The organism is Brevundimonas sp. ZS04, from assembly GCF_001956865.1.
Taxonomy (GTDB): Bacteria; Pseudomonadota; Alphaproteobacteria; order Caulobacterales; family Caulobacteraceae; genus Brevundimonas; species Brevundimonas diminuta.
Genome location: NZ_MTHE01000001.1, coordinates 404,700 through 430,289 on the forward strand (window position 1 = coordinate 404,700; position 25,590 = coordinate 430,289).

The 25,590-nt window shown below is 66.1% G+C and carries 28 protein-coding genes; 16 read left to right on the top strand and 12 right to left on the bottom strand.

The window, feature by feature from the left end:
• Positions 1–2 precede the first annotated feature (2 nt).
• Entirely contained in the window at positions 3–416 is a 414-nt protein-coding gene (locus BJP32_RS01935; protein WP_076222641.1) for an MliC family protein, read from the top strand.
• Here BJP32_RS01935 and BJP32_RS01940 read toward each other — a convergent pair.
• The 3 genes from BJP32_RS01940 to BJP32_RS01950 are packed head-to-tail and all read right to left on the bottom strand — an operon-like array spanning position 413 to position 2,669.
• On the bottom strand, positions 413–1,000 hold the full coding sequence (locus BJP32_RS01940) for a GNAT family N-acetyltransferase (protein WP_076222643.1): 588 nt from the start codon (positions 998–1,000) through the stop codon (positions 413–415). The two genes, BJP32_RS01935 and BJP32_RS01940, sit on opposite strands and share 4 nt — an antisense overlap.
• On the bottom strand, positions 997–2,103 hold the full coding sequence (gene aroB / locus BJP32_RS01945; RefSeq protein ID WP_076222645.1) for a 3-dehydroquinate synthase: 1,107 nt from the start codon (positions 2,101–2,103) through the stop codon (positions 997–999). Before aroB ends, BJP32_RS01940 begins: the two co-directional genes overlap by 4 nt.
• The gene (locus BJP32_RS01950) at positions 2,100–2,669 is read right to left on the bottom strand and encodes a shikimate kinase (protein WP_076222646.1); all 570 of its coding nucleotides are present in this window, start codon (positions 2,667–2,669) and stop codon (positions 2,100–2,102) included. The genes aroB and BJP32_RS01950 overlap by 4 nt, the downstream gene beginning before the upstream one ends.
• A gap of 68 nt (positions 2,670–2,737) precedes the next feature.
• On the opposite strand from BJP32_RS01950, the gene BJP32_RS01955 reads away from it, so the two are divergent.
• The 4 genes from BJP32_RS01955 (at position 2,738) to BJP32_RS01970 (ending at position 5,824) form a co-directional block, all read left to right on the top strand.
• The gene (locus tag BJP32_RS01955) at positions 2,738–3,640 is read left to right on the top strand and encodes a site-specific tyrosine recombinase XerD (RefSeq protein WP_076222648.1); all 903 of its coding nucleotides are present in this window, start codon (positions 2,738–2,740) and stop codon (positions 3,638–3,640) included.
• 85 nt (positions 3,641–3,725) lie between these two features.
• The gene (locus tag BJP32_RS01960) at positions 3,726–4,676 is read left to right on the top strand and encodes an acetyl-CoA carboxylase carboxyltransferase subunit alpha (protein ID WP_003165279.1); all 951 of its coding nucleotides are present in this window, start codon (positions 3,726–3,728) and stop codon (positions 4,674–4,676) included.
• Between the two features lie 96 nt (positions 4,677–4,772).
• A complete protein-coding gene (locus BJP32_RS01965; RefSeq protein ID WP_046654117.1) occupies positions 4,773–5,348 on the top strand; it encodes a response regulator in 576 nt (191 codons plus the stop codon).
• Entirely contained in the window at positions 5,345–5,824 is a 480-nt protein-coding gene (locus BJP32_RS01970; RefSeq protein WP_076222650.1) for a general secretion pathway protein GspK, read from the top strand. Before BJP32_RS01965 ends, BJP32_RS01970 begins: the two co-directional genes overlap by 4 nt.
• Here BJP32_RS01970 and BJP32_RS01975 read toward each other — a convergent pair.
• The 6 genes from BJP32_RS01975 to BJP32_RS02000 form a co-directional block, all read right to left on the bottom strand.
• Complete coding sequence (locus tag BJP32_RS01975; RefSeq protein WP_052748090.1) at positions 5,821–7,701, bottom strand: ABC transporter ATP-binding protein/permease; 1,881 nt, start codon at positions 7,699–7,701, stop codon at positions 5,821–5,823. The two genes, BJP32_RS01970 and BJP32_RS01975, sit on opposite strands and share 4 nt — an antisense overlap.
• A 50-nt stretch (positions 7,702–7,751) precedes the next feature.
• Entirely contained in the window at positions 7,752–8,768 is a 1,017-nt protein-coding gene (locus BJP32_RS01980; RefSeq protein ID WP_046654120.1) for a low specificity L-threonine aldolase, read from the bottom strand.
• 3 nt (positions 8,769–8,771) lie between these two features.
• Complete coding sequence (locus BJP32_RS01985; protein ID WP_076222805.1) at positions 8,772–9,746, bottom strand: mechanosensitive ion channel family protein; 975 nt, start codon at positions 9,744–9,746, stop codon at positions 8,772–8,774.
• Between the two features lie 50 nt (positions 9,747–9,796).
• A complete protein-coding gene (locus tag BJP32_RS01990; RefSeq protein ID WP_046654122.1) occupies positions 9,797–11,494 on the bottom strand; it encodes a cisplatin damage response ATP-dependent DNA ligase in 1,698 nt (565 codons plus the stop codon).
• Positions 11,495–11,570: 76 nt separating this feature from the next.
• The gene (locus BJP32_RS01995; RefSeq protein WP_046654124.1) at positions 11,571–13,388 is read right to left on the bottom strand and encodes a response regulator; all 1,818 of its coding nucleotides are present in this window, start codon (positions 13,386–13,388) and stop codon (positions 11,571–11,573) included.
• Between the two features lie 116 nt (positions 13,389–13,504).
• Positions 13,505–13,804 carry a BolA family transcriptional regulator gene (locus BJP32_RS02000; protein WP_046654126.1) on the bottom strand — a complete coding sequence of 100 codons (300 nt, stop codon included), beginning with the start codon at positions 13,802–13,804 and terminating at the stop codon, positions 13,505–13,507.
• Positions 13,805–13,848: 44 nt separating this feature from the next.
• On the opposite strand from BJP32_RS02000, the gene BJP32_RS02005 reads away from it, so the two are divergent.
• Positions 13,849–14,523, top strand: a complete 675-nt coding sequence (locus BJP32_RS02005; RefSeq protein ID WP_003165289.1) for a J domain-containing protein — start codon at positions 13,849–13,851, stop codon at positions 14,521–14,523.
• Here the strand turns inward: BJP32_RS02005 and BJP32_RS17015 are convergent.
• Positions 14,483–14,755, bottom strand: coding sequence for a hypothetical protein (locus BJP32_RS17015; protein ID WP_003165290.1), 273 nt, complete (start codon positions 14,753–14,755; stop codon positions 14,483–14,485). The genes BJP32_RS02005 and BJP32_RS17015 overlap by 41 nt on opposite strands.
• Positions 14,756–14,897: 142 nt before the next feature.
• Here BJP32_RS17015 and BJP32_RS02010 point away from each other — a divergent pair, with 142 nt between their 5' ends.
• Positions 14,898–15,326, top strand: coding sequence for an organic hydroperoxide resistance protein (locus BJP32_RS02010; protein ID WP_076222651.1), 429 nt, complete (start codon positions 14,898–14,900; stop codon positions 15,324–15,326).
• A 75-nt stretch (positions 15,327–15,401) separates the two neighbouring features.
• A complete protein-coding gene (cobS, locus tag BJP32_RS02015) occupies positions 15,402–16,412 on the top strand; it encodes a cobaltochelatase subunit CobS (protein ID WP_046654129.1) in 1,011 nt (336 codons plus the stop codon).
• Between the two features lie 60 nt (positions 16,413–16,472).
• Here the strand turns inward: cobS and BJP32_RS02020 are convergent, their stop codons facing one another.
• On the bottom strand, positions 16,473–17,528 hold the full coding sequence (locus BJP32_RS02020) for a COX15/CtaA family protein (RefSeq protein ID WP_046654131.1): 1,056 nt from the start codon (positions 17,526–17,528) through the stop codon (positions 16,473–16,475).
• Positions 17,529–17,669: 141 nt separating this feature from the next.
• Here BJP32_RS02020 and BJP32_RS02025 point away from each other — a divergent pair, with 141 nt between their 5' ends.
• Genes BJP32_RS02025 through BJP32_RS02035 form a run of 3 tightly spaced genes read left to right on the top strand, consistent with a single transcriptional unit; the run spans position 17,670 to position 18,845 of the window.
• Positions 17,670–17,921 (top strand): hypothetical protein, encoded by a 252-nt coding sequence (locus BJP32_RS02025; RefSeq protein WP_003165294.1) that lies wholly within the window; start codon positions 17,670–17,672, stop codon positions 17,919–17,921.
• Complete coding sequence (locus BJP32_RS02030; protein ID WP_046654132.1) at positions 17,921–18,121, top strand: DUF2842 domain-containing protein; 201 nt, start codon at positions 17,921–17,923, stop codon at positions 18,119–18,121. Before BJP32_RS02025 ends, BJP32_RS02030 begins: the two co-directional genes overlap by 1 nt.
• Before the next feature lie 34 nt (positions 18,122–18,155).
• Positions 18,156–18,845, top strand: a complete 690-nt coding sequence (locus BJP32_RS02035; RefSeq protein ID WP_003165296.1) for a VIT family protein — start codon at positions 18,156–18,158, stop codon at positions 18,843–18,845.
• A gap of 112 nt (positions 18,846–18,957) precedes the next feature.
• Here BJP32_RS02035 and BJP32_RS02040 read toward each other — a convergent pair whose 3' ends face one another.
• Positions 18,958–19,332: a DUF2834 domain-containing protein gene (locus tag BJP32_RS02040; protein WP_003165297.1), complete on the bottom strand. Its 375-nt coding sequence runs from the start codon at positions 19,330–19,332 to the stop codon at positions 18,958–18,960.
• Between the two features lie 361 nt (positions 19,333–19,693).
• Between BJP32_RS02040 and BJP32_RS02045 the strand changes: the two genes are divergently transcribed.
• The 5 genes from BJP32_RS02045 to BJP32_RS02065 all read left to right on the top strand — a co-directional run bounded on the left by BJP32_RS02045 (position 19,694) and on the right by BJP32_RS02065 (position 25,497).
• Complete coding sequence (locus BJP32_RS02045; protein ID WP_046654134.1) at positions 19,694–20,722, top strand: UDP-glucuronic acid decarboxylase family protein; 1,029 nt, start codon at positions 19,694–19,696, stop codon at positions 20,720–20,722.
• 78 nt (positions 20,723–20,800) lie between these two features.
• The gene (locus tag BJP32_RS02050; RefSeq protein ID WP_046654135.1) at positions 20,801–22,246 is read left to right on the top strand and encodes a glycosyltransferase family 2 protein; all 1,446 of its coding nucleotides are present in this window, start codon (positions 20,801–20,803) and stop codon (positions 22,244–22,246) included.
• A 10-nt stretch (positions 22,247–22,256) separates the two neighbouring features.
• On the top strand, positions 22,257–23,393 hold the full coding sequence (locus tag BJP32_RS02055; protein ID WP_046654137.1) for an NAD-dependent epimerase/dehydratase family protein: 1,137 nt from the start codon (positions 22,257–22,259) through the stop codon (positions 23,391–23,393).
• Positions 23,394–23,485: 92 nt separating this feature from the next.
• Positions 23,486–24,211, top strand: coding sequence for a cellulose biosynthesis protein BcsS (bcsS, locus tag BJP32_RS02060; protein ID WP_081461886.1), 726 nt, complete (start codon positions 23,486–23,488; stop codon positions 24,209–24,211).
• A 158-nt stretch (positions 24,212–24,369) separates the two neighbouring features.
• The gene (locus tag BJP32_RS02065; RefSeq protein WP_046654139.1) at positions 24,370–25,497 is read left to right on the top strand and encodes an endo-1,4-beta-xylanase; all 1,128 of its coding nucleotides are present in this window, start codon (positions 24,370–24,372) and stop codon (positions 25,495–25,497) included.
• The last annotated feature ends 93 nt before the right edge of the window (positions 25,498–25,590 follow it).

Consider the following 25,590-nt stretch of genomic DNA (forward strand, 5'->3'; position numbering starts at 1 on the left):
TCTTGCCGACCCGTATCCTCTGGCCGACCATCGTCTCCGTCCTGGTGCTGTTGTCCGCCTGCGGTCAGGAGCCGCGTGAGGCCCCGACTGACGGCGACGCCGTGCGCGAACGCGCCGTCGAAGCCCAGACCGCGCGCCGCCGCACCGGAGCCGAGCTTCAGGACCGCGCCCTGAACCGCGTCATCCACGCCGTCTATCTGTGCAACAACTCCGAACGCCTGTCGGTCGACTTCGACAACCCGCGCCAGATGGCGACCGTGCGCAACTCCAGCGGCGAGGCGGTGGATCTGTTTCAGGAACGCGCCGCCGACGGCATCTGGTATCGCGCCTCGGGCTATGAGCTGCGCGGCAAGGGCGTCATGGCGACATGGACCGCCGCCGACCGCGAACCCACCGAATGCCGGGCCGTCGACTAGGCGAAGGCCGCCAACCGTTCGTCCAGCCGTCGCCGCACGTCGGGCCAGTCCTCGTCCAGAATGGCGAACTGCGCCGTATCCCGCGCCCGGCCGGTCCAGGTCGTCTTGTGCTTGCGCAGCACGCCTTCAAAGGTCGCGCCCAGCTTGCGGATGGCCGCCTGGCTGGCGGCGTTCAGGGCGTCGGTGATGATCTCGACCCGGATCGCCCCGTTCGAGAAGGCGTAGTCCAGCAACAGACGCTTGCACGCCGGGTTGATCGGCCCGCCCCGCGCCTCGGGTCGATAGAAGGTCGAACCGATCTCGCAGCGCCGATGCTCGGGCTTGATCTCATAGAGGCTGGTCGTGCCGACGACCGTGTTGTCGTTGCGACGCCGCACGGCATAGGCGATGCGAGGCCCCGCCGCCATCGCCTTCAGCGCCGCATCCCACCAGCCGTCGAAATGCGCGCCATAGGCGGCGGCGACCATGCCGTTCCAGGCGTCCGGGTCGCAGTCCAGCGCCGCCCGAACCTCATCCTTCAGCGCCTCGGTGAACGGCTCCAGCCGGACGAAGGCGTCTTCAAGGACGACGGGCGACAGTTTCACGCCGCGCCTTCCTCGATCAGGAAGGCGCGCACCGCCTCGGCGTCCACGTCCTTGTCGGTGAAGGCGTCGCCGACGGCCCGCGCGAGGATCAGGGTCAGGCGTCCGCCCTCGGCCTTCTTGTCCCCCGCCATGCGTGCGATCAGGGCGTCGGCCGCAAAGGCGTGGGCCACATCCGAAAGTCGCGTCGGCAGGCCCGCCGCGCGGATGCCCGCCTCGGCCCGCTCGGCCTCGACCGCTGGGCAAAGCCCCTGCCGCGTCGAATAACGGAAGGCCATGGCGCAGCCCAACGCCACCGCCTCGCCGTGGGTCAGGGTCTCGTCGAACGCCAGCTCTGCCTCCAGGGCGTGACCGAAGGTGTGGCCCAGGTTCAGCAGGGCGCGACGGCCCGCCTCCTTCTCATCCTCGCCGACGATCTGGGCCTTGATCTCGACCGAGCGGATCACCGCCCGCTCCAGCGCGTCAGGGTCGCCCTTGGCGCCCGCTGCCCCCTCGCCGCCCAGCCAGTCAAAGAAGGCCGCGTCGCAGATCAGCCCGTGCTTCAGCACCTCGGCCCAGCCCGAGCGCACCTGGCGCACCGGCAGGGTGGCCAGGGCTTCGATGTCCGCCAGCACCCGACGCGGCTGATGGAAGGCGCCGATCAGGTTCTTGCCGCGCGAGGTGTCGATGGCTGTCTTGCCGCCGACCGAAGAATCCACCTGAGCCAGCAGGGTGGTCGGAATTTGTACGAAGTCGATCCCGCGCATGAATAGCGCCGCCGCCAGCCCGGCCAAGTCGCCCACCACGCCGCCGCCCAGGGCGACGACCAGGCTCTTGCGATCCAGTCCTTCGGCCAGCAATCGGTCCAGCACCGCCTCAAGCTGTTCAAACGACTTGGACGCCTCGCCTGCAGGCACGGCGACGACCCCGGTCGCCAGCCCCGCGCCTTCCAGCGACGAGCGCACCGTCTCGCCGTGAATGGCCACCACCGTCTCGTCGCTGACGATGAAGGCGCGCGTGGGCTTCAACGCGGCGACCTCGGCTCCCGCCGTCTTCAACAGACCCCGCCCGACGACGACCTCATAGGGGGCGAAGGCGCCGCCTGCGACCGGGATCGTCGTGGTCATGACTGGGTCTCCTGCCGTCCGAAGCGGCGCAATTGTTTCAAGATGGCCTCAACGGCCTGGGCGTGCGATCCGCCGCCCACATCGACCGTCAGATCGGCCTCGCCGTAGATCGGATAGCGCGCCTTGGCCAAATCGTTCAGGGCTGTCAGAGGATCGCGATTGCGCAACAGCGGCCGGGTGTCGCGTCGCCCTACCCGCTCGGCGATGACCTTCAGGTCCGCACGCATCCAGACGCTGACGGCATGCTGCTTCATCAGGGCGCGGGTGTCGGGGTTGAGCACCGCCCCGCCCCCGGTCGCCAGCACGATCGGCGGCCCTTCCAGCAAGCGCTTCATGACCCGCGCTTCGCCCGCCCGGAACTCGACCTCGCCGCGCGTGGCGAACATCTCGCTGACGGTCATGCCCGCCGCTTCCTCGATCACATGATCGCCGTCGGCGAACGGCAGGCCCAGCCGCGCCGCCAGGCGCCGCCCCACGGTCGATTTCCCGACGCCCATCAGCCCCACCAGGGCTATGGTGCGGACCGAAGACAGCGGGAAGGAATCAGGCGAGGCGTCAGAAGGCATGGTCCGTACACCCTCTACACCAGACGCCGCCCCGCTCCACACCCAGAAGCGATGACCAGACGCGCCGCATGACCCCGCAGATCGAAGCCTTTCTGGAGATGATGGCGGTGGAGCGCGACGCCTCGCCCCACACTCTCGCCGCCTATGGCCGCGATCTGGCGGATGCGCAGACATGGCTGAACGACGTCGGCGGTCTGATGGGCGCGCCGCAGGAGACGCTGGAGGCCTGGTTCGCCGACCTGTCGCGACGCGGTCTGTCCGCCGCCACAGCCGCCCGCCGTCGCGCCTCCGTGCGCCAGTTCTATCGCTTCGCCCTGGGCGAGGGCTGGCGAACCGACGATCCTTCGCGCCGACTGGACGCGCCCAAGCAGGGCCGGAGCCTGCCCAAGACCCTCAGCCGCGACGAGATCGAGGCCCTGCTGACCGCCGCCGGCGGCGCCGACAGCACGGCGGGTCTGCGCCTGATCGTCCTGGTCGAGATGGCCTACGCCTCGGGCCTGCGCGTGTCCGAGCTGCTGGCGCTCAAGGTCGAGGCCGTTCGCCGCGACCCCGCCTATCTGATCGTGCGCGGCAAGGGCGGCAAGGAGCGGCTGGCCCCGCTGAACATGCCCGCACGCGAGGCGATCAAGGCCTGGCTGAACGCCCGCGACGCCGCCCGAAAGCCGAACACGCCCGACAGCGCCTGGCTGTTCCCCTCGCACGGCAAGAGCGGCCATCTGACGCCGCGCCGCTTCGCCCAGCTTCTGGATCAGGCGGCGATCACGGCCGGTATCGACCCGGCCCGCGTCAGCCCCCACGTCCTGCGCCACGCCTTCGCCACCCACCTGCTGGAAGGCGGCGCCGACCTGCGCGTGGTGCAGACCCTGCTGGGCCATGCCGACATCTCGACCACCCAGATCTACACCCACGTCGCTGTCGACCGTCTTTCCCAGGTGGTCCACGCCAACCACCCCTTGGCGAAGGACGACTGAACCCGCGCTTGCTCCGAGGCGTTCCGCGCTCTAGGTTCCGCCGCCTTCCGTAGCGCCAAGCGCGCTTCTTCCTCACGGACGCCTTATGGCCACGCACTATCTCGAATTCGAAAAGCCGATCGCCGAACTGGACGCCAAGATCGCCGAGCTGTCGCTTCTGGCGCCGACCAGCGGGTCGTTCGAGACCGAGATCGCCGCCCTGCGCAAGAAGGCCGACGCCATGCGCACCAAGGCCTACGCCAACCTCGATCCGTGGATGCGCACCCAGGTCGCGCGCCACCCCCAGCGTCCGCACTTCGTCGATTACGTCGACGGCCTGTTCACCGACTTCGTTGAGCTGCACGGCGACCGTCAGTTCGGCGACGACCAGGCCATCCTGGGCGGCCTGGCCCGATTCCGCGGCCAGCCGGTCGTGATCATGGGTCACGAAAAGGGTCACGACACCCAGACCCGCATCACCCACAACTTCGGCATGGCCCGCCCCGAGGGCTATCGCAAGGCCGTCCGCCTGATGGACATGGCCGAGCAGTTCGGCCTGCCGGTCCTGACCTTCGTCGACACCGCCGGCGCCTATCCGGGTCTGGGCGCTGAAGAGCGCGGACAGGCCGAGGCCATCGCCCGCTCGACCGAGCGCGGCCTGACCCTAGGCGTGCCCTCCATCGCCACGGTGACGGGCGAAGGCGGCTCGGGCGGCGCCATCGCCATCGCCGCCGCCAGCCGCGTGCTGATGCTGGAGCACTCGATCTATTCGGTCATCTCGCCGGAAGGCGCGGCGGGCATCCTTTGGCGCGACGGCGCGCGGGCCAAGGACGCGGCCAACGCCATGAAGATCACTGCGCCCGACCTGATTGAGCTGAAGATCGTCGATCGCGTGATCCCCGAGCCCCTGGGCGGCGCCCACGCCGACCGTGAAAAAGCGATCCGCAATGTCGGCCAGGTTCTGGAAGAAGAGCTGAAGGCCATGTCCGGCCTGTCCGCTGAGCAGCTCAAGAAACAGCGCGCCGACCGCTTCTACGCCATCGGCCGTCTGGGTTGATCAAGGGCTGATCGCGATTGCGCGGCGTCGCAACGCCGCCGAAGCTGACATCATGCGATTCGTTCTGTTTTCCTCCGCTCGCATCGGCAGGCTCCCATGCGCGGCATGAACGGGGTCGGCGAATCCCTGCGCGAAAGCGCGGTGTTCAACTTCGACGGCGCGGTGACGATGGTCATCGACGATTCTCCCTTTTCACTGGAGCTGACCGCCCAGGCCCTGCTCGGTTTCGGCATGAAGGTGCGTCACGCCTGCGAGAGCGCGGCCGAGGCCATCTCCATCCTACAGACTCATCCAGTCGATCTGATCCTGGTCGACTGCGAAATGCCGGGCATGAGCGGATACGAATTCGTGCGCTGGCTGCGCCGTTCCGGTCTGGAGCCGAACGCCTATACGCCCGTCATCATGACCGCCGCCCACGTGCGCCGCTCCAAGGTGTCGGATGCGCGCGATTGCGGCGCCAATTTCCTGATCACCAAGCCGTTCAGCGCGGGCGTCCTGCTGGAGCGCATCGTCTGGGTGTCGCGGGATAACCGCCCCTTCCTGGAGGTCGGCGACTATTTCGGCCCCGACCGCCGCTTCCGCAGCGAGCCCTGGCCCGGCCCTGAGCGCCGCGCCGAAGAGCGCCGCAAGACAGCCTTTGAAAAAGAACGCAGGGCGGCGGTGGAGCTATGACAGTCATCACGCACAATCGCCGCCGCAGCCGCCTATCGACCCTGGTCGACCAGCCCGGCGGCGTCAGCGTCGGCGTCGCCCTGAACCAGGCCCGCGCCAATCTGGCCGGGCTGGAGGCCCGCAGCCGAGAGATCATTCAGGAACAGGTTACGGCCCTGGCGGCCCTGCCCGCTCCCGTCGGCATCGACGAAACCGCCCTGGATCAAGCCTACAGCCACGCCAGCGCCGTGATCGACGCGGCCGGGCCGTTTGAGCTGAACGACCTGTGCGCAGCCGCGGCCAATCTGTGCGATCTGATCGACGCTGCGCCCGAGGGCCGTCCGTTCGACTGGCGCGTCGTCACGGTCCACGCTCAAGCCCTGCGCCTGCTGCTGACGCTGCCTTCCGAAGCCGCCGACGCCCGCGCCAAGGTGCTGGACAGCCTCAAGGACGTGCTCAAGGCCAAGGTGCCCGGCGCCGGAGAGCCCGAAGCCTAGCCGGCCTGGGCCTTCGCGCCGCGCGTCTGCTTGCGCCACAGGGCCGCATACTCTCCGCCCTGACGCGCCACCAGCTCGTGATGGGCGCCGCGTTCGACGATGCGGCCCGCCTTCAACACTAGAATCTGATCGGCGTCGGCCACGGTCGACAGGCGGTGCGCCACGACCAGGGTCGTGCGGCCGGTCCGCGCCTTGCGCAGCGTCTTCTGGATCGCCGCCTCGGTCCGGCTGTCCAGCGCGCTGGTCGCCTCGTCCAGGATCAGGATGCAGGGATCGGCCAGCAGGGCGCGGGCGATGCCGACCCGCTGACGCTCGCCGCCCGACAACTTCAGGCCCCGCTCGCCGACGCGCGTGTCCATACCTTCGGGCAGGTTGCGGATGAAGTCCGCCAGTTCCGCCGCCTCGGCCGCCGCCCAGATCGCCGCCTCGTCCGCGTCGGGCCGGGCGAAGGCGATGTTGGCGGCGATGGTGTCGTTGAACAGGGCCACGTCCTGCGGCACCAGGGCCACGGCCGCCCGCAACGACGCCTGGGTCACGCTGCGCGCGTCCCGGCCGTCGATGAGCACCGCCCCTTCCTGCGGATCGAGCAGCCGCAGGGCCAGCTTGACGATGGTGGACTTGCCCGCCCCCGACGGCCCGACCAGGGCGGTCGTGGTGCCCGCGGGCGTGACGAAGCTGACGTCGTCCAGCCCCGCCGCCCGCGCGTCATGCCGGAAGCCGACATGGTCGAACACGATTTCAGCGCCCCGCCCGCTTTCAGGACGCGGCAGATCGATGGCGTCGGGCGCGTCCGCCACCTGCGGCGCCTGACGCGTCACCTTAAGCATCTCCTCCATGTCGATGAAGGATTGGCGGATTTCTCGATACGCAAAGCCCAGAATGTTCAGCGGCGCATAGAGGGAGATCATGATCAGCACCGCCGCCGTCACATCCCCCGGCCCCATGCGCCCGGCCGCGGCCTCGAACCCGGCCATGACCGCCATGACGCCAAGGCCGACGTTCATGATCAACCCCTGGATCAGGTTCAGGGTCGCCAGCGAAGTGTTCGCCTTCAGCGACGCCTTCGCATAGGTCGCGAGGGACGCATCATAGGCCTGCGCCGCCCGGCCCTCGGCGCCGAACGACTTGACGGTTTCGTAGTTCAGCAGGGCGTCGACCGACAGGCCCGCCGCCTCGCTGTCGGCCGCGTTCATGGCGCGCCGGTGCTCCAGCCGCCAGTTGGCCATGGAGAAGGTCGCGACCGCATAGACCAGCACCACGGCCACCGCCACGGCGCCGAAGCGCCAGTCGTATTTGCCGCCCAGAACCGCCGCCGCCAGCACCAACTCCAGCACCGTCGGGCCCAGGTTGAACATCAGGATCCGCAGCAGGAAATCGACCGCGCGCGAGCCCCGGTCCATCACCCGCGACAGAGCGCCAGACCGCTTGGTCTGGTGGAAGTCCAGCGACAGGCTGAGGGCGTGGGCGAAGGTTTCGGCCGCCGTCTTGCGCTGCGCCGCCGCACGCACCGGCGCGAACACTACGTCTGACAACTGCGGCGTCGCCGCCGACAAAAAGCGCACCAGGGCCCAGCCCACGGCGAAGGCGGCGAAGCCCAGCCCCACTGACGCCGCCGGCCCCTGATCCGCTGCAAGATGATTGACCGCCGCGCCCAGGACCAACGGCGCCAGCACGCCCAGCCCCTTGCCCGCCAGGGTCAGCATGATAGCCCCCGTCACGCGCCACGGCAGTTGCGGCGCGCCCGAACGGGCCACCACGCCGATCAAATTCTTCAGCGCCTCCAGCGTAGGCGGCGCCTCCTGTTGCGCAGGATCCGTCCCGGCGTTCACGGCCTTGCTTGCGAGGTCGCCGCGCCGTCGTGAGCGTTCACCGCGCATCGTCACGTCCCGCCGCCATCATGCCTCCGAGGCGGAACGCGCCCGCCACGTCAATCCAGGCTCGCCACGACGGCGATCAACTCATCCACCGACGCTTCATCCGTCGCCCAGGAGCAGACGAACCGCACAGAACCATCGTCGAATTGATAGCAGGCCCAACCCGCAGCGTTCAGCGCCTGATGCGCCTCGTCCGGCATCCGCACGAAGACGGTGTTCGATTCCACCGGGTGGGCCAGTACGAAGGGCGTCCGCCCCTCGATGCCGTCGGCCAGGCGCTGCGCCATCAGATTGGCGTGGGCGGCCCCCGTCAGCCAATCGCCGGATTCCAGAAGTCCCAGCATCGGCGCAGTCAGCAACCGCCCCTTGGACGCCGTCTGCCCCGCCTGCTTCAGCCGGTTGTCGATCCGGCGCGTCAACGTCTTGTCGAAGATCACCAGGGCCTCGACGCAGTGCGCGCCCGCCTTGGCCCCGCCGAACGACAGCACATCGACGCCCAGGCGCGGAATGTCCTTGGGATCGAAGCCCGCCGCCACAGCGTTAGCCAGCCGCGCGCCATCCATGTGCACGCCCAGGCCCGCCCGCTTTGACGGTTCGATCAAGTGGCGAAGTTCTTCTTCGGAATAAACGGCGCCGTATTCGGTCGTTTGCGTCACACTGAGCGCCGCCGGCGGTTGACGATGCCCGACCACCGGCTCTTCCAGCGCGGCGTAGAGCGCGGCGAGGTCGATCTTGCCCGAATAGCCCGGCAGGCCGATCAAGCCGACGCCCTGGCCGAAGAATCCAGGCGCCCCCGTCTCGTCTGTACAGACGTGGGCCGCATGATGCGCCAGCACCGCCTCGTAGGGTCGCGCCAACATCGACAGGCCGATGGCGTTGGCCGCAGTGCCGCTGAAGACGAAACGCACCTCGGCGTCGGCGTCCAACGTCTGGCGGATCAAATCGGCGGCGCGCGCCGAGGTTTCGTCCGCGCCATAAGCCCGCGCAAACCCGGCGTTGGCGGCGACCAAGGCCTGAAGCGCCGAGGGCGCCATGCCCGTCGTATTGTCGGAACCGAAATCAAAACGCACGGCTCATTCTCTCCCTTGGTCCGAGGCCTCGCCCTGGACCGCACTGTCCTGGATCGGGGCCATGACGACCCGCGCGAACTTGGCGTCCTTCGCCGGCACCTCGACTTGGTGCGGGAAGGGAATCTCGATGCCGGCTTCGTCCAGGGCTTCCTTGCCCGACTGCATCAGATCGGCCTGGGTCTGCCACCAGTCGCTAGTGTTCACCCAGGCGTGCAGAGTGATCTCAACCGCGCTGTCCAGCAGGGCCGTCACCCCGGTCCAGGGCGCAGGATCCTTCAGCACCTTGTCGTGAATCCGCGCGACCGCCGCCAGCACGTCGCGCGCTTCCTTCAGATTCTCGCCATAGCCGACGGTGAACTTGATCTCGATCCGGCGCGTCCGCTGGCCCGTCAGGTTGATGATGACGTCGCTCAGCACCTTGGAGTTCGGAATGACGATCTTGTGGTTGTTGGCGTTCGTCAGTTGGGTGGTGAACAGGTCCAGCTTCTGCACCGTTCCCGAGGCGCCGCCCACGTCGATGACCTCGCCGACGCGATAGGGGCGCAGGACCAGCAGCATCACCCCCGCCGCCACGTTCGACAGCGTGCCCTGCAACGCCAGGCCGACCGCCAGGGAGGCGGCGCCCAGAACGGCGATGATGGAGGTCGTCTGCACGCCCAGCCGCTGCAGCACGGCGATCATGCCGATGATGATGACCACCACCCGCACGATCTGAACCATGAAGGCCAGCACCGTCGGATCGCGCCTAACGGCCTTGGTGCGGCCCAGCAGCTTGCGCGCCGCCCCCGACGCCCAGCGCGCCGCCACCAAGGTCAGGGCGAAGATGATCGCCGCCACCGTCAGGTTGATGGCGAAATCGCCCAGCATATCCATGGCCTTGGCCAGGATGGTCGCGTCGACGGTCAACCTCTGCTCGCCAGCGGCCACCACCTGGGCCAGGGGCTCGGCGAGGACGGCAGGGGTATGCAGGAAATTCATGAGCATGAGCCGGGTCTAACGCCTATGCAGCCGATTGGAAGCCCCGCCGGTCAAGCTTTTTCACCGGCGTTGACCCGCCCGCCGCCGCGTTCGATGGCGTCCAGCAGGTCCAGAACGGAGTGCAGGGCGTCGGCATCGCGCGCTGGCTTGTCCCAGCGGATGCGGCTGACGCGCGGAAAGCGCATAGCCACCCCCGACTTGTGCCGCGTCGAGCGCTGCAATCCCTCGAAGGCGATCTCCAGCACCAGGCCGAAATCACGCTCGGCGCGGACGGCGCGAACAGGGCCGAAGCGATCCGTCGTGTGATCGCGGACGAACTTGTCGATCTGCTTCAACTCTTCGTCGGTAAAGCCGAAATAGGCCTTACCGACGGGCGTCAGCGTCCCCTCCTCCGTCCAGACCCCGAAGGTGTAGTCAGAGTAGTAGCCGGAGCGTTTGCCATGCCCGCGCTGGGCGTACATCAACACGGCGTCAATGACGTGCGGATCGCGCTTCCACTTGAACCACGGCCCCTTGGGGCGACCCGCCACATAAAGGCTGTCACGACGCTTCAGCATCAACCCTTCGGCGGCGGCGCCCACAGGCGGATCGGCGCGCAAGGCCGCCAGATCGTCCCAATCCGTGAATTCCAGCAGAGGCGACAGGCCCAACCGCTCTCCGTCATGCTCGGCCGCCAGTCGCTCCAACCGCTCCCGCCGCTCGGTCAGGGGCAGTTGGCGCAGATCGGTCGCCCCTTCGGCCAACAAATCATAAGCCAAGATGCCCGCCGGATAGTCCTGAATCAGTCGGGCGCTCGCCGTCTTGCGGTTCAGCCGCTGTTGCAGGTCGCCGAAGGGCGCCACCACTCCGTCGCGGATCACCAGCAGCTCGCCGTCCACCGCTCCCTCAAAGCGCAACCCCGCCGCCACATCGGGAAAGGCGGCTGAAATCTCGTCGCCCGTGCGGGAATAGAGGCGCGTCTGACCGCCCTCGCGCACCGCCTGGACGCGAATGCCGTCCCACTTCCATTCAGCGAAGAAATCAGCGGGGTCCAGGCGCGGCAGGTCCAGCCCTTCGTCCAGAGCCGTCGCCAGCTGGACCGGGCGAAACCGGCCGGGCGCATCCGCGCTGGGCTGCTCCGCCAGCCCCTCCACCCAGGCGAACAGATCCTCATAGGGCGGCCTCAGAGCGTGCCAGATTTCCTCAATATCGCCGACGGTGATGGGCGGCAGGCTTTCCGTCGCCTCACGGCCATCCGGGCTGGGCGGGTCGATCACGGTCGCCGGACGCATCATGGCCACGGCCGTACGCGCCAGCCGCGCCGACAGACCGACCCGCAGCCCGCCCGTCACCAATTTCAGCAAGGCCCAACGCCCCTTGGGCTCAAGCGCGTCCAGCCAACCTTCAATCAGAGACGGCGCTTCCGCGCGATCAGCCCGCATAAGGGCGTCCACGACCTCGCCCAATTCCGGCTCGCGATTGGCGCGGTGCATCGGATCGCGCGGCCAGATCAGCGCCGTCGTCTCCGCCAAGTCGCCGACATAGTCATAGGACCAGCCGAACAAGACCGGGTCCACCCGCGCCTCGACCGCCTTGCGGATCATGGCGGGCTTGGCCGTGGCGAAGCTCAGATCGCCGGTCAACGCCGCCAAGGCCCAGCCACGATCGGGATCGGACGTCGCCTTCAGATAATCGCGTAGCAAAATCAGCTTCGCATTGCGCGAAGTCGTCAGCGACAGGCGATCCAACAGTTCAGCGAAGGGACGCAATCGGGCTCCAGCTCTTCAGGCGCCCCCGCACAACGGCCTAGAAGCCATAGGTTTCCCTAGACTTCCGCTTGCCGGATCAAGCGGCCGCCGCCTCGTTGCCCTGCTCCGCAAGGCGACGCAACGCGGCTCGCCCGCCTTGAGCGTGAACCATCAGGGCCGAAAGACTTCGGAAATCGATCGGCTTGTTCAGATAGGCGTCAGCACCCGCCGCCAGACCCGCCTCATGGTCTTCGTTCCGCGCAGAGGCCGACAGGAAGATGATGGGCGTCTCAGCGTTGACGCCCCCGTCTTCGCGGATCAGGCGCGTCGCAGCCAGTCCATCCATAACCGGCATGTTGACGTCCATGATGATCAGATCGAACCGCTGGTCGCGGGCGGCGTCCACCGCTTCCCGCCCATTCTCGGCCATGCTGGTGCGCCGTCCCGTGGACGCCATCCAAGCCTCAAGGATCATACGGTTGACGGGGTGATCCTCGACCACCAGCACTTCCATGCCGTCGCCGGCAACGACGTCGCCTTCTGCGACGGCCGCGGCCTCGGCGGCGCGCCAGGCCACCACTTCGCCTTCGACGACAAAGGTGAAGGTCGACCCTTCGCCCAGACTCGAGGTCACGGAAATCTCTCCGCCCATGATGTTGGCCAGGCGACGCGAAATCGTCAGCCCCAGACCCGTTCCGCCGAACCGTCGCGTCGAGGACGCGTCCACCTGAGTAAAGGGCTGGAACAGTTGATCCATATCGTCGTCGGAAATACCCGAACCGCTGTCGATCACGACGAACTCAAAGGCCGCCCGACGTTCCGAGACACGACGCCCGCGTGTCACGAACCGCACCGTCCCCTGATCCGTGAACTTGACGGCGTTGGACAGAAGGTTCTGCACGACCTGACAGACGCGCAAAGGATCCCCCCGCACCACGGCAGGCACATCGCCCTCGAATTCCACGACGAAATTCAGGCCCTTCGCTTCAGCCTGGGCTTCGAACGGGCCGACGATGCGACGATGCAAATCCTCCAGATTCACGTCCACCGCTTCGAAATTCATGCGCCCCGCCTCGATCTTCGTCATGTCGAGGATGTCGTTCAGCAGGCTCAGCAGATTGTCGCCGGAGTTACGGATAATGGCCAGATACTCACGCTGCGCCCCTTCCAGCCGAGTGGCGCTAAGCAATTGCGCCGCGCCCAACACGCCGTTCATCGGCGTGCGCAACTCGTGGGAGATGACGCCCAGGAAGTTGGATTTCGCCTCATTGGCCGCGTCAGCCTTGTCGCGAGCGGCTTCCAGTTCCTCGATCAGATGAGCCTGATGTTCTTGGAAGGCGCGGATGCGCTCCTCGCGCAGCATGGTCATCGTCACCAGAACGAACAGGCTGGCCGCAGTGAACGGCGCCAAGGCCACAAAGGGCCAGAAGACCGGATCGCCCAGCAGATTGACGGCGATGATCGCCGCCGCCGCGCCATAGGGGGAGGAGATCAAAATAGCCTGTCGCGGCGAATTCCGCAGTTGGGCGAAGACCAGCACATAGCCCGACATCAAAAAGGCGATAGCCAGTTCACGCCCGAACATCGACGACGAGAACCAGGCCAGCAGCGGCGCCACGGCCCAGACCGCCGTGGTGGCTGTGGCCACAGCCGGGAACACCAGGCCCCAGCCGCTGCCTGCTCTCTGGCTGACTCGCTTTTCGACTTCCCCGCGCAGGGCGCCCGCCGCCAGGGTGGCCACGAACCAGACCAGACCGTGCGCCAGGCCGACCGTCGCGATCAAGCCCAGCGCCCAGCTGACGATGATGAGATAGCGCAGATAGTGAGTCTGCAGGATGGCGGTCAGAGCCTGGGCCGCTTCGCCCGGCGCTTGCGCCCCTTCCATCCCCTTTGTGAACCCGTCAGATCCAACCATCGCGACGCCCCCGCCCGCTGCAAAATGCTTCGGGTGCGGACGCTAAGGGGAAAGGTTCTAAGACGATATGAATGCGGATAACTACGTAATCCGAATTTCTTGCACGTCTGTGGGTATCAAGATTGAGCTTCCTGCGGCGTCTGCGCCCGGATCGAAAGCGCGTGAACAGGCCCGGCCAGTTCCGCCTTCAACACCGCATTGACCGCCCGTTGGCGCTGCACGCGATTTTGCCCCGAGAAGGCCTCTGAAACGATAGTCAGCTGAAAATGGCTCTCGCCGTTGTCACGGCCGTCGATTCCGCCCTCATGGTGATGACCGGCGTGTTTCCAGCTGTCGTCTTCCAGATCCAGGCGCACCGGGGCGAAGGCCGCAGTCAGTTTTTCGCGCATAACCGTCGCGATCGGGCCGTCAGACATGGGAACTCCTTGAAGCTGTCCAATTCGGCCTTACACTTCGGGCGATGTCTGCGTCTTTTCAATACAAGCCTCGCTTCACCGACATTCGGGTGAAGCCGCCGCGTCCCGACGAGGAACAGGAAGCGGCGGAGGATGTCCTGCGTCTCAAGCCGGGCGAGAAACCCTGCGACTGGGCCGACTGCACGCGTCCGGCCACGGCGCGCGCGCCGAAGTCGCGTGAGCAACTCAACGAGTTCTACAACTTCTGCCAGGTGCACGCAGGCCAATACAACAAGAGCTGGAACTTCTACGCCGGTATGAACGAGGGCCAGATTCGCGCCGCTCAGGAAAACGAGGCCATGACCGGCGGCCGCCCCACCTGGCAGATGAAAGCGGGCCCGCAGACGCGCGAGGCCGCCGCCTTCGCTGCGAAGTTCGGCACGGCCAATAACTCAGGCGCCGGTTCGTGGCGCGACAGCTTCGGCCTGTTCGGTCGCAGGGTGAACGGCGACGCCCCCGTCCAGAACGATCCCCATCATGGAATGGGACGCCTTGAACGCACCGCCCTGGCCGACCTTGGCCTTGAGCCCGGCGCCGACAAGGCGGCCATCAAGGCTCGCTATCACGAGATGCTCAAGCGCTTTCACCCCGACACCAACGGCGGCGACCGTGGCGCGGAAGCCAAGCTTCAGAGCGTCATCAAGGCCTGGAAAACCTTGAAAAAGGCCGGGCACGCCTGAGCGATCGTAACAGACCGCCTTCACCCGGCAAGGCGTCAACGCGGATCATGGCCTGACCGACGGCCGAGGAATCCCAGATTTCCGCAAAGACCTCTGCCCCGGATTCGTCCAGCATCATGCGCTGTGTTTCCTGAATCGCCTCGGTGAAGCTGTCGGCCTCCAAGGGGAACATCTGAGGCGTCCTTCCGGGCGCATCATAAACATAGCAAAAATATTGCGTGTGCGTTTCCATGTCCTCTCCCCCGACGGGAGCGATGCCTAATTATTAACACCCTCTTGCCGATTTCCCGAATCACAGAACCGTTGTTTCTGACGGGCGTTGCCTCCGTGTCATCCCCCATTTGATCCCCAGGCTGGGGATAAGGAGTCCACAGATGGAAGTCTTGTACCGCGCCCACGCCACAGCATCCGGCGGAGGTCGCGACGGAGGCCGATCGGCCGCTGACGACGGCAAGATCGACGTGCGCCTGTCCGTTCCCACCGAAATGGGCGGCAAGGGCGGCGATGGGACCAATCCAGAGCAGCTTTTCGCCACGGGTTACGCCGCTTGCTACCTCGGCGCCCTGAGGCTGGTTTCAGGCAAGGCGGGCACGCCGGTCGGCCCCGACACCAAGGTCGCGGCGGGGATCGGTTTCGGCAAGAACACGCGCGGCGAAGGCTTCAATCTCGACGTGACCCTGCGTGTGTCGGACCACGGCCTGGATCGCGCGGTGATCGACGACCTGATCCAGAAGGCGCATCAGGTCTGCCCCTATTCCAACGCCACGCGCGGCAATGTCGACGTGGACCTGTCGGCGGAATAGAGCAACTGGCCCAGGGCGAATAATCCATCCGGCCCCTCGCGCGTGTTGAGCCGCGCGCGCGAGGGCGCTAGGTGGATGGCCATGACCTCTCCGCTCGACGCCTCCCCCGACCCGCTCGTCACCCTGGAACCGCACCGCAAGGTCACGCTGAAGGAAGCGTTCGGCATCGACTCCGACATGGTCGTGCCCGCCTTCGAAACGCGCGACAGCCACGTGCCCGAGATCGACGAATCCTATCGCTTCGATCCCCAGACGACGCTCGCCATCTGCGCGGGCTTCGCCTACGACCGCCGCGTGATGGTTCAGGGCTATCACGGCACCGGCAAGTCGACCCACATCGAGCAGGTCGCCGCCCGCCTGAACTGGCCCATGGTTCGCGTCAACCTGGACGCCCACGTCAGCCGCATCGACCTGATCGGCAAGGACGCCATCGTCCTGAAGGAAGGCAAGCAGATCACCGAATTCCGCGAGGGCATCCTGCCGTGGTCGCTGCAGCGCCCGGTCGCCCTGGTGTTCGACGAATATGACGCGGGCCGTCCAGACGTCATGTTCGTGATCCAGCGTGTACTGGAGGCTCAAGGCCGCCTGACCCTGCTGGACCAGAACCGCGTCATTCGTCCGAACAAGTGGTTCCGCCTGTTCGCCACCTCGAACACGGTCGGCCTGGGCGACACCACGGGCCTGTACCACGGCGCCCAGCAGATCAACCAGGCGCAGCTGGACCGCTGGAACATCGTCACCACGCTCAACTATCTCGACCACGACGTCGAGGCTGAGATCGTCGCCGCCAAGGTGCCGGAGTGGAACGACGCCGAGGGCAAGCGCCGCATCGCCGCCATGGTCCGCGTCGCCGACATGACCCGCAACGCTTTCATGAACGGCGACATCTCTACCGTCATGTCGCCCCGCACGGTCATCACCTGGGCCCAGAACGCCATCATCTTCGGCGGCGACGTGGCCCTGAGCTTCCGCCTGACCTTCCTGAACAAGTGCGACGAACTGGAACGGCCGACCATCGCTGAGTTCTATCAGCGCGCCTTCGGCGAAGACCTGCCGGAATCCGCCACTCGGGTGAAGATCGGCTAGAGAGCTTCCCTTGCACAATTGAAAAGGCCGCCTTCCTGATCGAGGAAGGCGGCCTTTTTCTTAGCGCAGCCCCGAGACGAACATCCTCGGACGTGAACGCCGCACCAGCCACAGGTTCACCGTGGCCGCCGCCAGCACCAGCGCCGCCACAGCCTGGTGCAGCACGCCGAGCGTCACCGGCACGGCATGGATAAGCGTCAGGACGCCCAGTCCCGCCTGCAGCCACAGCGCGCCCGCCAAAACGAGGGCCGAAGCGCCTAGCCCCTCGCCTAGACGCCCGCGCAGAGCCTGGACCGCATAGAAGGTACCCGCGAACAGCAGCAGATAGGCACCGATCCGGTGGTTCAACTGCACCAGCCCTTGATCGTGCAGGAAGGCCAGCGCCCCCTGCCCCCACTCGACCGGCGGGAACAGGGCGCCGTTCATCATCGGCCAATCGGTGTAGATCATGCCCGCCTTGGCCCCGGCCACCAGACCGCCGAGCAGGCACTGGAAGAAGACGCCGCCCAGCAGCAGGCCAGCGCCCCAGCTCCAGCCGCGCGGCGCGCGCGTGAAATCAGAACCGGACCAAGCCTCAAGCCCCGTCCAGATCAGTCCGGCGAAGATCAGAAAGGCCAGGCCCAGGTGGGTCGTCAGCCGTTCCGGCGCCACGTCGATGCGCTCAGCCAGGCCGCTGGACACCATCCACCAGCCGATCAGCCCCTGCAGGCCGCCCAGAGCCAACAGGATCGCACAGCGCCCGATCAGGCGTCGCGGGATGGCGCGGAAGACCAAGAACAGGACGAAGGGCACGGCGAAGACCACGCCGATCAGACGGCCCAGCAAACGGTGCGCCCATTCCCACCAGAAGATGTACTGGAACTCCGCCATGCTCATGCCGGCGTTGACCTCGACGTACTGAGGAATGGCCTTGTACTTGTCGAAGGCTTCGACCCAGTCGGCGTGGTTCATCGGCGGCAGGGCGCCGATGATGGGCTTCCATTCCGTGATCGACAGACCCGAGCCGGTCAGGCGCGTCGCGCCCCCGACCACCACCATGGCGAACACCAAGGTCGCGCAGAAAAACAGCCACAGCGCCACCGCGCGGCTGTGGTCCAATTCACCAAAACGCTTCATTCGACGCCTGCCGTTCGCCCCGATATGCTTGCCGCCTCTTTCACAGGCGGCGGAACCGAGGGATATGCCCCTCCCGCGAGGCAAGATCGAGTCGGTTTCTACGCCAAAGCGTCGCACAACATTCAAGGGGAGCGCCAAGCGGTGCAATATGTCGAGATCGCCATCGCCTTGGCCGGGGCCCTGGGCCTAGCCTGGATCGCCGACCTGCTGACCGGGCGACGCGGCCTGGGCGGGACCATTCTGGTCGCCCTGGTCAGCGGCGCCTGCGGCGCCTTCCTGGCCGTGCGGGTGTTCGCCGTGGCCACTCTGTCCGACTGGGAATGGCTGCCCTGGGCCTTTGCCGCCGTTGTCTTGGGCCTGGTCGCCTTCTTCCTGTTCCGGAGCAAGCGTTGATGCCGCCTCGCGCCCGCCGCTTCTTCGCCACCCTGGCCGTCGTCTTCTTCCTGGCTTTCTGGGTGTGGGGCGCCGTGACCCTGCATGACCATCTGCCGGACTCCTGGTGGATCGACCTGATCTTCTTCGCCGTGGCGGGGATCGGCTGGGGCGTGCCGCTCATTCCCCTGCTGCGCTGGGCCGAGCGCGAGCCTAAATAGGTTTTGGCTTCAGCGGTCATCGGGAGAAGAGAGCATGCCTCACAGGGAAACCCACCGGGTCGAGCGCATAGGCTGGCTCAGGGCGGCGGTGCTCGGCGCCAATGACGGCTTGGTCTCGACCGCGAGCCTGATCGTAGGGGTCGCGGCCGCGGCGTCCAGCCAAGGCGCAGTTCTGATCGCGGGGGTCGCGGGTCTGGCCGCCGGCGCCATGTCCATGGCCGCAGGCGAATACGTCTCAGTCAGTTCCCAGTCCGACACTGAAAAGGCCGATCTCGCACGCGAAACTTCCGAACTAGCCAGGGATCACGAGGCCGAGGTGCGGGAATTGGCCGGGATCTACGCCGCTCGCGGCGTCACGCCCGATCTGGCGACAGAGGTCGCGAAGCAGATGATGGCGCACGACGCTCTCGGCGCCCACGCCCGCGATGAGCTGGGCATATCCGAGATCACCACCGCCCGTCCTATCCAGGCGGCAATCACTTCGGCCGTGACCTTCTCGGCCGGAGCCGCCCTGCCCCTGGTCGTGGCCGCCTTGGCGCCCTTGGCCGGTCTGGCTCTATGGGTCGCAGGATCGGCGTTGCTAGGCCTGGCTCTGCTAGGAGCCTTGGGCGCAAAGGCCGGAGGCGCGCCCATCGGCCGCTCAGTCGCGCGCGTGGTCTTCTGGGGCGCGCTCGCCATGGGCATAACGGCAGGCGTCGGTCGCCTGTTCGGCGTCGTCGCCTAAAGCCACACCACAGTTCTCGAACGGCGCCGCACCCTCTACTTGCTTAAGCCTGCAAGGCGGCCCTTCAGCGGCGATGGGCGCCTTGGCAGCCGATCCGTTCGCATGAACCCGTTCAAGGTCGCTCGCGCAGATAGAGATACAGCGGCAGGGAAAGCGAGAGCCCGACCAGGCAGCTCGCTGGGAGCACAAGCCACCAGCGGCTGACATGGTTTCTGGACGCATCCCGCCAGGACCACACCAGGAAGACCGCTATCGAGATCAGGACGTCCGCGGAAAAGCCGCCGGCGGCGCCGTTCGCGAACAGGGACTTCAAGAACAACGGAACATCCGGCCCGTTCTCGAAAAAGAACGAGCCGAAGAACAGCCAAGGGACGATGGCGCCGATCACAGCCATAGCCAGATAGAAGCGTCTGACGATCACATCGCTCTCCCTTGCAATCAGAAGCGTCACCTTAGGCGTCAAACGGCCCTTCAAACCAGTCAGCATGTACGGGAACGCAATGCGGGAGAGGCCTAGTATTTCCGCCAAGATGACGCCGCGCCGCGTGAGATGATTACATGACGGCGCCTCAAGACGAGAGGCGAAGCGCCAGGCCCGGCGATCCCAACCGCTGCACAGCGTTCGGCGGGCCTGCCATCCCCGCGCCACGCCGTTTTTGGCGCGTGAACCGATAGATTCGGGCAGAAATTTGGCGCCTATGCAGTGCCGAAATGGAACCCAATTCTTAACAAACGGTTAACGCCAATGCCGACGGACTCGGGGATCATGAAATCTCCCCTGTCACGCGAATACAGTATGCAGGTAGCGTTGTTCAAGCAATTGTAAACAACCATCAAGGCTGAAGGCGATGACAGACGATCGCTTTTCTTATGCGCCGCAGAACGACGCCAAAACCACCAAGCGGATCGCCGTATCAGGCGGCGCCGGTTTTCTGGGATCGCATCTATGCGGGCGACTGGTTGACGCCGGCCATCATGTGACCTGCATTGATAATTTTCATACGGGTCGGCACGCGAACGTCGCTCATCTGATGAGTTCGGATCGCTTCCACCTGGTGGCGCAGGACATCAATGAGCCGCTGGACGACGCGCTGGGCCGCTTCGATCAGATCTACAATCTGGCCTGCCCCGCCTCCCCGGTTCACTACCAATATGATCGGGTGAAGACGGCCATGACCTGCTCGATCGGCACGCTGAACCTGCTGAAGCGGGCGGCGGCGGACGGCGCACGCTTCTTTCAAGCCTCGACCTCGGAAATCTATGGCGACCCGGAAATCCACCCGCAAGTGGAGAGCTATCGCGGCAACGTCAACACGGTGGGCCCTCGCTCCTGCTACGACGAGGGCAAGCGGTTCGCCGAGACCCTGGTGACGGACTTCGGCCAGCAGCACGGCCTGACCACGCGGATCGTCCGCATCTTCAACACCTATGGACCGCGAATGCACCCCGACGACGGGCGGGTGGTGTCGAACTTCATCGTCCAGGCTCTGGTCGGCAACGACATCACCATCTATGGCACGGGCGAGCAGACGCGCTCCTTCTGCTTCGTTGACGACCTGATCGAAGGGTTCGTCCGTCTGATGGACACGGACGAGGATATCGACGGACCGGTCAACATCGGCAATCCGAGCGAGATCACGGTCAATGAGTTGGCTCATCAGGTCATCGCCCTGGCGGGGTCGCGCTCGCGATTGGTCTATCACCCGCTGCCGATCGACGATCCGCGCCGTCGCAAGCCCGACATCTCCAGGGCGCTGACCCACCTGCACTGGTCGCCCCAGGTGCCGCTGCAGGACGGGCTCAAACAGACCATCGCCTATTTCACCGCCGAGCTTCAGGGCGAGAGGGTCGCCCAGCGCGGCGCCGCCGCGTCGTGAGACGGCGGACCGACGAAACACCACGGGACAGAGCAACCACCACCGACTTATTGGGCAAATAACTGGGCGAGCGGCGTGATGAACACTCAAGATCCGAACTGGGCGACCCTGCTGGTCTGGTTGTTCGCTCTTTCCCAGATCCTCTATCTCGGCAGCTTCCTGCTGGAGATGTACTTCCGCTCGCTGCGCGTCGAGCGCGTGGACATGAGCGAGCCCCTGCCGGCCAGCGAGGCGGACTATCCCTTCATCGTGCTGCTGTATCCTGTGCTGCGGGAGCTGGAGAGCACCATGGAGACGACGTTCACGTCTCTGGCCAAGCTGGACTACCCCGCCGACCGCTATCGCGTCCTGGCCATCCCCAACAGCAACGACGCCGAAACCATCGCCAGCCTGCAGCGGCTGAGCCGGGCCTATCCCTTCGTCGAGATCCTGGCGGTGCCGCCGACCAGCGACGCCAGCTGGGACATGGTGTGGAACGCCTGGGACCGGAATCCGAAGGCCTATTGGTGGCACAGCGGCAAGCGCGCCGGGGTCAAGGATCTGCCGCCCAAGAAGACGCGCCAGCTGATCTACGCCACCTATCATGTAGCCGAGACCTATAAGGACAAGAGCGGGCTGACGATCGACTACATCGACGCCGACAGCTGCCCGCCGGCCGACCACTTCAAGGCGGCGGCCATCGGCCTGCGCCGGTTCGACGTGCTGCAGGCGCGCAATGTGGCGGGCAATCTGAACGCCAGCCTGGCCGCCGCCTTCCACGCCTTCGACCACATGACGTGGGACGGCGCCAAATACGGCCACCTGTCCGATCCGAAGCAACCCTACTGGGTGCTGGGCAAGGGTCTGTTCTTCAAGGTCGACGACCTGATCGAACTGGGAAGCTTCCACCCCTGGATCGCCATCGAAGACCCCGAGGTCGGCCAGCGCTTCTGGAAGAACGGCCGGACGCTGGGCATCATCGAAGGTTCGCTGATCGAAGAGGTGCCCGAGACCTTCCGCGAGGGCGTCACCCAGAGGAAACGCTGGGTCGCCGGATTCTTCCAGAGCCTGACGACGCCGCTGAAGGAGATGGACTTCAGCTTCGGCGAGCGGGTCCGCGTGTGGATGAACTTCCTGCCCTGCATGTCCATGTGGGTGAACACCCTGGGCATTCCCCTGGGCGTCTGGGCGGCCTGGCGGTTCTTTCAGGGCGACGACTTCCTGCCGCTGTGGCTGGTGATCCTGTCGATCTTCAACATCGTCGCCTTCTCGATCCTGATGATCGGCCTCTACATCAAGACGTGGCGGCGGACCGACCTGGTGCTGGACGGCGCGGGCGCGCGCATCGGCTACATGCTGATGGTCAATCCGATCTTCATCATGGTCTGGTGGTGCGTCTGGATCATCCCGCTGACGCTGGGCTTCGTCATGTATGTGCGGGACAGCGGCCTGGCCTGGCAGCGAACCGAGAAGATCGACGCCAACAACACCCTCGTCCGCACCAAGCTGGATGAGTTCGGCGCCCTTCGTCATCACCAGCACTAAGCAGACGGTCATGGACAAGCACATTCTCATCACCGGCGGGGCGGGCTTCATCGGCTCGCACCTGGTCGACGCCATGCTGGCGCGCGGCTATCGCGTGACGGTCCTGGACAGTCTGTCGCCCCAGGTTCACGGCGACGCCGAAATGGATGCGGACGGGTGGCCCGTCTACCTCGACGCACGGGCGCGCCGCATCAAGGGCGACCTGTTGGAAGACGGGGTGTTCGAGGCGGCGCTGAACGGCGTGACCCACTTGGCCCATCTCGCCGCCTCGGTCGGCGTGGGTCAGAGCATGACCAACATCGTCGACTACACCCGCAACAACGTCATGGCCGCAGCCGTCATGCTGGAGACCCTGTCCCAGCGCCCGCACACGGTCGAGCGGATCGCCGTCGCCTCGTCCATGTCGATCTATGGCGAGGGGGACTACGTCCGCCCCTCGACCGGCGCCCATGTGACCACCGACATCCGCCCGCACGCCCAGCTGGAGGCGCGTCATTGGGATCTGATGGTCGACGGCGAACCGCTGGAGCCCCGCCCCACGCCGGAAGAGAAGCTGCTGCAGCCCAACTCCATCTATGCGGTGAACAAGCGCGACCATGAGGAGATGTTTCTGTCGGTCGGCCGGGCCCTGCGCATCCCCACCGTGGCCCTGCGGCTGTTCAACGCCTATGGCTCTCGCCAGGCCCTGAGCAATCCCTATACGGGCGTGGCGGCCATCTTCATCTCGCGGTTGATGAACGACCAGCCGCCGCTGGTGTTCGAGGACGGGCGGCAGATGCGCGACTTCGTCCATGTGCAGGACGTGGCCGAGGCCTTCGCCACCGTGCTGGATGACGACCGCGAGATCTGGGACGTGTTCAACGTCGGCAGCGGCGCGCCTGTCTCCATCAACGAGATCGCAGGCGTCCTGGCCCGGCTGCTGGGCAAGAACATCGCACCGGAAGTGCTGAACCGTTATCGGGTCGGGGATATCCGTCACTGCTTCGGCGACATCTCCAAGATCGAGCGCACCTTCGGCTTCACGCCTCGGCGGTCGATGGACGAGGGCATGGAGGAGTTGATTTCCTGGGTGTCGCACACCCGCGCCCCCATTGACCGAAGCGCAGAAAGTCTGGAACAACTGTCCAGGGGAAGGTTGGTCGTCTGACAGAATTCCCGCCTGTTCTGTATGCGTTTTGTAGTGTCTCCGCCGGCGTCGCCAGCATCTGGCGCGTTCGATACTTCGCAAGGAACTGACCCATGCCTCACCGTCGACGCCCGATGACTTCCCTGGCCGCGCCAGCGGCGGCGGCCCTCGTCTGCGCGGGCGTCGCCTGGGTCGGGCCGGCCTCGGCGCAAAGCGATGTGACCGTGTTCGCGGGCGGCCAGTTGGACGTCGCCGACAGCGCCTATGCCGGAGCGACGATCGGCCTGCCCGGCTCGGTCGATTCGAAGGGTTTTGCGGTGCGCGGCTCGGTCTACACCGGCAGCTACGACTACAACTCGGGTCCGAATGAGATCGCCGCCGACTTCACCGGCGCCCAGGCGGAACTGATCTATCGTTTCGGCAACGGCCCGACCTGGGGCAGCGTCGGCATCGGCTATCGCTATGTCGACACCGACCTCAGCCCCGCCGATCCCGGCAATCGGCGCGACGGGGGCCAGGGCGGGGTCATCGTCTCCCTGGACGGCGGCCATGTCTCCGGCCCCTGGAGGGTCGACTGGTACGGCTCCTACGGTTTCGAACTGGACGATTACAACGCCCTGGCCAGCCTGACCCATCAGGTCGGCTCATCCGGCCGCGTGCGCCTGGGCATGGAGGTGGCGGCCGAAGGCGACACCAACTACAACGCCTATCACATCGGCCCCGTGGCCGGGTTCAAGCTGAACGACAAGTCAGAAATCCAAGTTTCTGTCGGCCTGAGCGACGGCGATCAACGCAGTTCGCAGGCCTATGTTCGGCTCGGTTTCTATCGAAGCTTCTAGAACGAAGAGCCGAAAGGGCGAACGATTACCGGCTCAGCTCATGGAAACACCGTTTTCGCGCCCAACTTCCCGTCCCTGACGCCTCTTAAGATTGCGCCTTAACGAGAAGTTAGGCGTAGTAAGGCAGCCTTCTCGCGTTCCTGAGGAGGTGCAGCCGAATGCTGCCGCGACCCACCAGACGAGCCTTCATCGGCGCCGCCGCGCTTGCGCCCGCCCTTGGACTGGCGGCGTGGCGTCCTGTGCGCGAAGGCCTTCCGCTGGATCCTCCGCCTGTGAAGACCGCCACCCTCGCCGACGCCGCCAGCGCGCAGGGCCGATATTTCGGCGCCGCCGTCCGGGCCGAACAACTGCGTCAGAACGCCGAACTGCGCGGCGCGGTCCTGCGCGACTGTCAGGTGCTGACGCCTGAAATCCATCTGAAGTGGAACTCCCTGGAATGGCGCAAGGGCGAGTTCAACTTCGCCCCGGTCGACGATCTGCTCGACTTCTCGCAAAGCCACGGCATGCAGGTGCGCGGCCACACCCTGCTGTGGGATCAGGGCACGCCCGACTGGGCCAGGCAAGAGATGCTGCGGCGTCGAGACTGGTCGCTGATGTCCGGGCACCTGGAGCGCGTGCTCAAGCGATACGGCGACCGCATCGCCGACTGGGACGTCATCAACGAGCCGATCGACACCCAGGGCGGGACGGGCGGCCTGAGACGCAACGTCTTCCACCGCGCCTTCGGCCCGACCTATATCGAGCGCGTGCTGGAAGAGGCGCGCGCGCTCGCGCCCAAGGCTCATCTGGTCGTCAACGACTACGGCTTTGAATACGACAATCCCGTGGACCAGGCCCGGCGCAAGGCCATCGTCGCCCTGGCGCGACGGCTGCGCGCCTCGGGCACGCCGCTGGACGGCATCGGCGTTCAGGCGCACCTGGACCTGTCCAAGGGACCGCTGGCGGCCGACGGCCTGCGCGACATGACGCAGCAGCTGGTCGATCTGGGGCTGGAGATCACGATCACCGAACTGGACGTGAAGGAATCCAGCTTCCACGGCACGGCGGCCGCGCGCGATCAGAAGGTCGCCGATGAGACGCGCCGCTATCTGGAGACCATGCTGGCCTTCACCCAGGTCCGCGGCGTCGTCACCTGGGGCCTGAGCGATCGCCACTCCTGGCTGTCTGAGCCCCCGCAACGTCAGTATGCGGACGCTCCGCCGAACCGCGGCCTGCCTTATGACGTCGATTACCGGCCCAAACCGATGTACCACGCCCTATCTGAGGCGTTGCGCCTGAGCGCCTAGCTCCCAACCTTTACTTTTGCTGCATTTTCAGGCCAGGAAACGGGCACCCTTTCCGCTTATCCCGCGTTAGGGACGCAGTGATAGGGGGTTGGA

Excerpts from the sequence above, each read along its gene's own strand:
- aroB (WP_076222645.1), bottom strand. The coding sequence starts at position 2,103 with ATGACCACGACGATCCCGGTCGCAGGCGGCGCCTTCGCCCCCTATGAG.
- BJP32_RS01950 (WP_076222646.1), bottom strand. The coding sequence starts at position 2,669 with ATGCCTTCTGACGCCTCGCCTGATTCCTTCCCGCTGTCTTCGGTCCGC.
- BJP32_RS01955 (WP_076222648.1), top strand. The coding sequence starts at position 2,738 with ATGACCCCGCAGATCGAAGCCTTTCTGGAGATGATGGCGGTGGAGCGC.
- BJP32_RS01960 (WP_003165279.1), top strand. The coding sequence starts at position 3,726 with ATGGCCACGCACTATCTCGAATTCGAAAAGCCGATCGCCGAACTGGAC.
- BJP32_RS01965 (WP_046654117.1), top strand. The coding sequence starts at position 4,773 with ATGCGCGGCATGAACGGGGTCGGCGAATCCCTGCGCGAAAGCGCGGTG.
- BJP32_RS01970 (WP_076222650.1), top strand. The coding sequence starts at position 5,345 with ATGACAGTCATCACGCACAATCGCCGCCGCAGCCGCCTATCGACCCTG.
- BJP32_RS01975 (WP_052748090.1), bottom strand. The coding sequence starts at position 7,701 with ATGCGCGGTGAACGCTCACGACGGCGCGGCGACCTCGCAAGCAAGGCC.
- BJP32_RS01985 (WP_076222805.1), bottom strand. The coding sequence starts at position 9,746 with ATGAATTTCCTGCATACCCCTGCCGTCCTCGCCGAGCCCCTGGCCCAG.
- BJP32_RS01995 (WP_046654124.1), bottom strand. The coding sequence starts at position 13,388 with ATGGTTGGATCTGACGGGTTCACAAAGGGGATGGAAGGGGCGCAAGCG.
- BJP32_RS02000 (WP_046654126.1), bottom strand. The coding sequence starts at position 13,804 with ATGTCTGACGGCCCGATCGCGACGGTTATGCGCGAAAAACTGACTGCG.
- BJP32_RS02005 (WP_003165289.1), top strand. The coding sequence starts at position 13,849 with ATGTCTGCGTCTTTTCAATACAAGCCTCGCTTCACCGACATTCGGGTG.
- BJP32_RS17015 (WP_003165290.1), bottom strand. The coding sequence starts at position 14,755 with ATGGAAACGCACACGCAATATTTTTGCTATGTTTATGATGCGCCCGGA.
- BJP32_RS02010 (WP_076222651.1), top strand. The coding sequence starts at position 14,898 with ATGGAAGTCTTGTACCGCGCCCACGCCACAGCATCCGGCGGAGGTCGC.
- cobS (WP_046654129.1), top strand. The coding sequence starts at position 15,402 with ATGGCCATGACCTCTCCGCTCGACGCCTCCCCCGACCCGCTCGTCACC.
- BJP32_RS02020 (WP_046654131.1), bottom strand. The coding sequence starts at position 17,528 with ATGAAGCGTTTTGGTGAATTGGACCACAGCCGCGCGGTGGCGCTGTGG.
- BJP32_RS02030 (WP_046654132.1), top strand. The coding sequence starts at position 17,921 with ATGCCGCCTCGCGCCCGCCGCTTCTTCGCCACCCTGGCCGTCGTCTTC.
- BJP32_RS02035 (WP_003165296.1), top strand. The coding sequence starts at position 18,156 with ATGCCTCACAGGGAAACCCACCGGGTCGAGCGCATAGGCTGGCTCAGG.
- BJP32_RS02040 (WP_003165297.1), bottom strand. The coding sequence starts at position 19,332 with ATGCTGACTGGTTTGAAGGGCCGTTTGACGCCTAAGGTGACGCTTCTG.
- BJP32_RS02045 (WP_046654134.1), top strand. The coding sequence starts at position 19,694 with ATGACAGACGATCGCTTTTCTTATGCGCCGCAGAACGACGCCAAAACC.
- BJP32_RS02050 (WP_046654135.1), top strand. The coding sequence starts at position 20,801 with ATGAACACTCAAGATCCGAACTGGGCGACCCTGCTGGTCTGGTTGTTC.
- BJP32_RS02055 (WP_046654137.1), top strand. The coding sequence starts at position 22,257 with ATGGACAAGCACATTCTCATCACCGGCGGGGCGGGCTTCATCGGCTCG.
- bcsS (WP_081461886.1), top strand. The coding sequence starts at position 23,486 with ATGCCTCACCGTCGACGCCCGATGACTTCCCTGGCCGCGCCAGCGGCG.
- BJP32_RS02065 (WP_046654139.1), top strand. The coding sequence starts at position 24,370 with ATGCTGCCGCGACCCACCAGACGAGCCTTCATCGGCGCCGCCGCGCTT.